Source organism: Streptomyces sp. NPDC001549, assembly GCF_042894025.1.
GTDB lineage: Bacteria > Actinomycetota > Actinomycetes > Streptomycetales > Streptomycetaceae > Streptomyces > Streptomyces kutzneri.
The window spans coordinates 1-4,864 of sequence record NZ_JBIAVJ010000074.1 but is presented as its reverse complement, the minus strand read 5'-3'; the positions used below and the strand labels follow the sequence as shown (position 1 = coordinate 4,864).

The window sequence follows — 4,864 nt, the reverse complement described above, 5'->3', positions numbered from 1 at the left end:
TCCAGCACGGTGATCTGCGCGTCGAGCAACTCGACCCGCGCCTCGATGAGGGGCATCTCGCGCTCGATCGCGTCCAGCTCCGCGTCCGACGGCTCAAAACCGTCGGACCACGGGGTAACGAGGTTCTGAAGTGCAGCGATGGACTTCATGTCTTGCTCCTTCTAGAGAGGAACGGGACTCAGCAGCCCTCGGCGCGGGAACGCCGGGGGCTGCACCGCATTGCGGGTGAAGCAGGAAGAACGCTCCGGCTCCCCTCAACCCCGCCCGTACGGCCACGGGCCGGACAGGCGGAGGAGGCAGCCGACCGCCACCGGAAGGTGGCGGGGAGGACTGAGTGTGCGGACCTGAGCCGCACTGACCGCCTTACTGAGGAGGCGGCGGCCTCAAATTCACGTCCACTGTTGAGTTCTCAAGGGAAAGCCAGTGGCTCTCCGACGGGTGCGGTAGCCCCGAAGGGCTCCCGTAAGAACGGGACACGCCGGACGCCGAGAGGTACTGCGGGCACATCGGAGTTGGACTCTTGCGAGCCATCTGGTGCGCACCAGAAGCATGGCATCTGGTGCGCACCAGATGCAAGCCATTGGTTCGTTCCGGGCTTGCCGGTGTTGTTCCGGTGTGACTTCAGGAAACGGCCCAGACAGGGGGTCTCGGTAGCCAACAGGGGTTAACCTCAAGGGTGTTAACCCGCTTTCACCTGCGACGATTCGGTTAAGCCCCCGCAGGTGGCACGGCCATCGGAGGCGATGCACGTGGGCAAGGGATTACGAGATGTTCGTACGGCGCGGGGTTGGTCGCAGGAGCGACTGATCTTCGAGATCGAGCGCTATGCGCGGCAGCACATGCTGAACGTCGCGTCCAGCGCGAGCCTGAAGACCTACGTATCGGAGTGGGAGAACGGCCGGCGGGCCATCACGGAGCGGTACGCCGTGATCCTCCGGCCGTTGCTCGGGGTGACGGACGCCGAACTGGGCGGGGAGCCTGCACGCCCGATCCCCCAGCAAGCAGATGGCTACGAGGACCTGTTGAGCCGAATCGACGCAGCGCGAAGCCTCAGCGATTCCATGGTGGGCACCTTTTTGGATCAGACCGAGCTACTGCGGACTATGGACCGGCAGATGGGTGCATCGGGCCTGGTGGACCAGATGAGCGGTCACCTGACGCGAATGGAGGAGGCGCTCACCTTCGCAGTCCTGCCAGGAACGCGCCGTCCGATCGCGACGGCACTGGCAGGGGCGGCGACTCTGGCAGCCTGGCAAGCCTTGGACGCAGGTTCTGTGGACCGCGCCTGGCGGCACTACGAGCTGGCGAAGCGAGCCGCGCAGGACGCTGACGCGCCCCAGTACTTGGCTCACGCCATGGGGGAGCAGGCGTACGTCCTGGGTGATGCCGGGCGACCCGAGATGGCGGTTGAGCTCATCCGGGACGCGCAGCGCACTTACGCGGAGCGGCAGTCGCCTCGCCTTCGGGCTTGGCTGAGTGCGGCCGAAGCTGAGCTGTGCGCCGCCGCTGGCATGCACGACGACGCCCGGCATGCGCTGGACCGGGCGGCGGCCACGCTGCCAGAAGGCGCGCAGGCTCGTGACTCCGACATGCTGAGCATCTTCCTGAACGCGGACCACCTGGCGCGCTGGCGGGGAAACGTACTGGCGCTCTTGGGTGACGGCTCGGCCATGGGTGACCTCTATGCGTCTCTCCAGACGACGGACCCCACGTTCGTCCGCGCCAAGGCAGGACTGCACAGCGACCTGACGCAGGCCCACCTTGCCCGCGGCGAGTTCGACGAGGCCCGCTCGAACCTCCAGCAGGCGCGACTGCTGGCGAACCGCACGGGGTCCGTGCGGCACCGCCGGCGTGTGGAGCTACTTACGGGGCGGCTGTAGCCCGCGACGCGAGGATGTGCAGCAGGGCGACAAGGGTTCCTGACCCCATGAGCTTCCCCTCGGTCATGAGTCGGGGGATGTCCGCCAGGGGCACCCAGGCGATCTGCCCGGCTTCCTCGATGTCCGTGGGTTCGCCCACCTTCACCGCGCCCCGTGCCACGAAGATCTCGTGAGGCGAATCGACCATGCCGATCATGGGCTGATACGTCACGACGTGCTCGACGTTCGTCGGACGCCAACCGGTCTCTTCCTCGGTCTCCCGCGCCGCAGTGGTCGCCGCATCCTCGCCTTCGTCCACGATCCCTCCGGGGAGTTCCCATCCCCACTGCTGCGGGACGAAGCGGTAGCGCCACAACATCAGGACGCGCTGCTGCTCATCGATCACAGCCGTGATCGCCACGTGGTGCAGGCGCACCACGTGGTGCTCGAACCGCTCGACCCCGGGCGGCTCAACGTCGACGAGTTCGAGGTTCACCCAGTGGTTCTCGTAGACCGTCCTGCTGCCGTGGATCGTCCAGGGCTCCAGCTCTGTCGGCGTGGGTACGGTCTCGCCACCCACGACTCGGTACGAGCTGCGGTCGTACGCCTTGATGAGGTGCTCGCTCGCCAGTCGTGCGAGCACTTGGCGGAGGGCGGTCCGGCCGATCTCCAGCTCAGCGCTCATGGTCCGCTCGGAGGGAAGCTTTTCGCCGGGCTCGTACTTGCCCGACTCGATCCAAGACCGGATCGTCTGGTAGACCCTCGTCGACTTCGGTCCCATCCTCAGAGCACTCTCCCCGTTTGTCGGCTGGTGATGACCAGCGTAGTCGGGGGGAATCACGGAGGGCTCAGCCATGCTCATCTCTCCTGATCTGACGTGAGGGCATCGCAAGGGTGGGCACATCTGAGAGTGCCCCAGGGTGGTGCTGGACATGCCGAATGATCATGGTCGTGGCCAACCTCTGGCCAGCACGACGGCCGAAGAGCAGGCGGCGGAGTCAAGGGCCCAGGTGAAGGCACGGGCGGGTTACGCCACGCGATCGGTCTTGAAAGCCGTCGCGGTTCGCGTTGGTGAGAGTTTCCCTGCTACATCAAGGCACCCGCCGCGCACAGCGCGGCGAGCGCGCCCGTCGCCCAGGCCTGCGCTCCTGTCTGCGCCCGCTCCAGCCCGGCCGTCGCCCGCGCGCCAGTCAGCGCGGGTCTGATGAGGCAACACCACCACTCCGGCCGACCCCCTCAACTCCGCGGTCACCGCAGTCCGCTCCGGGCTTCAAGCCGAGCAAGCCTCAGCAACCGCCGGCCACCTCCCGCTCCGAACCTCGGCCAGCCAGACCGCACCCCAAGACACTCGAACCCTCAGCCAACCGCGGGACCGCGCGGACGCCCGGGGCGGGGCCAGAACAATGCCTCCGGCGGGGGCGCTCAGGCTCCGGGATGACGGGCGCTGGCACTGCGAGTGCGGGCCGGTTTGTAGTGGGGGTGGGGGCTGTCATCCCGTCTGCCGTCGACCCAGAAGCCTGCCCCGCTATCACTCCGTGTGGGTCGACGGCAGGCGGGATGACAGCAAGGGAGCGCTATGGCTGGCGCCGACTTCCCATGGGCAGCGATCGTGCCGATGTTATGAGGCCACCCAATCCGTTCTGCGGTTCCCTCACCGGGCAACCTGCGCGGTAAGTGTCTATCGTTGGAGTAGATGATTGATGGAGTGGGGCCAACCGTAAGTAGATCCCATGCGCAGGACTGCTTGATTCTAGGGATGCGGCTAGGCCGGGGGCTAGGCATGAAAAAAGCCGACCCTCATCGCCGTTCAGATCGCATCGACGACATGGAAAACTTCCAGCCTCCGAGCCATTTTGTGCAGTAGGCGATTTTGATGGATGTACTCCTCTCCGCTGCCGGAAGTGGACTGTGGTTCATTATCGGAGCTCTCGTAGCCGGCGTATTTGAGATTTTTCGCGAACGCCACAAACTGGGTCACGTCAGACGGTTCATCAGTGAATCCGCCCAGGTGCACATCATATGTTCGAGCGTACAGACGCCAAATTCCCGTCAGGGCGAACAAAGTGAGACTCCAGTCCCGGAAATGACAAGCGAAGGCAAAGAGCACGCGGAATTCATGCGAGCCCAGCCGGATAACGTCCTCTTTTCCCCCACTGCGGAAGGTGCGGCTGTAGCCCGCCTCTATCTAGCCCTACACAAAGCGGCTAAATGGAGAAAGAAACTGTGCCGGAAAGAATTTAGAGTAGACCTACTCTCGGAGCAGAATTTTTCCCCGATGGACTCCCGCGATCCCTTCGTGTGCGTAGGGGGCCCCAGCTTGAACGCCGTTAGTAAGCAGCTGATTGGCGGGTGCCTACCGCAGTTCGCAATAAGCTATCCAGGGCATGAGGTGCAGATAGGCGACACGTTGTGGCGGGAGCCGGGTAGGCGAGACGGGAGGCTCGTTGAAGATTATGGATTCACCCTCATTGGAAAGACTCCGCTAGGGACGCCGTTTATTATAGTGTGGGGAGTTTACGCTTTTGGGACATTGATAGCGACGCGCGCCTACCTGGAAAATTGGAAGAAGTTTGACCGAGGCGAACGGAAGAAACTCAAAGAAAGGGAGGGTCTCTTCCTGGTTTCGCACGGGCGTGTGGTCGGGTTCCAAGTGGTTGACCCTATACAGCCAGTACGTCCGCAGCCGCAGATCATGGTCATTGACATCACCTGAACAGAGCAGTGACGGTCTGAGGCGACGAGGCCAGACAGACTCAAGAGAGGAGCCGGGACGGCCCGGGCATCAAGCTAGCGATCGTGAACAGCTGCTACGGAGTGGCGCGGCACGGCAGTTTGAAGGAGGAAGTGCCCCGATGGTAAGGACAGGACGGCGGGACGCGACGCGGCCTATTTGTGGACCGTTCGGGCCTACTAAGAGCTCGTAACACGATCATGCGTCGGGCTTGTTGAGGCGTCGCCAGCAGATGAGGCTGCAGGCGAGGGAGACGAAGGCGTCGTGGAGTTCG

Annotated in this window: 4 protein-coding genes; 2 read left to right on the top strand and 2 right to left on the bottom strand. The window is 64.1% G+C overall.

The window, feature by feature from the left end; genetic code table 11:
• On the bottom strand, window positions 1-149 hold a 149-nt coding region (locus ACFY04_RS43575; protein WP_389126612.1), incomplete at its 3' end, for a DUF6284 family protein.
• Window positions 150-749: 600 nt separating this feature from the next.
• Here ACFY04_RS43575 and ACFY04_RS43570 point away from each other — a divergent pair.
• Window positions 750-1,880: a helix-turn-helix domain-containing protein gene (locus ACFY04_RS43570; protein WP_389126608.1), complete on the top strand. Its 1,131-nt coding sequence runs from the start codon at window positions 750-752 to the stop codon at window positions 1,878-1,880.
• On the opposite strand, the gene ACFY04_RS43565 is transcribed toward ACFY04_RS43570, so the two are convergent.
• Window positions 1,864-2,640, bottom strand: a complete 777-nt coding sequence (locus ACFY04_RS43565) for an NUDIX domain-containing protein (protein ID WP_389126610.1) — start codon at window positions 2,638-2,640, stop codon at window positions 1,864-1,866. The genes ACFY04_RS43570 and ACFY04_RS43565 overlap by 17 nt on opposite strands.
• 1,092 nt (window positions 2,641-3,732) lie before the next feature.
• Here ACFY04_RS43565 and ACFY04_RS43560 point away from each other — a divergent pair.
• Complete coding sequence (locus ACFY04_RS43560; protein WP_389126606.1) at window positions 3,733-4,572, top strand: hypothetical protein; 840 nt, start codon at window positions 3,733-3,735, stop codon at window positions 4,570-4,572.
• The last annotated feature ends 292 nt before the right edge of the window (window positions 4,573-4,864 follow it).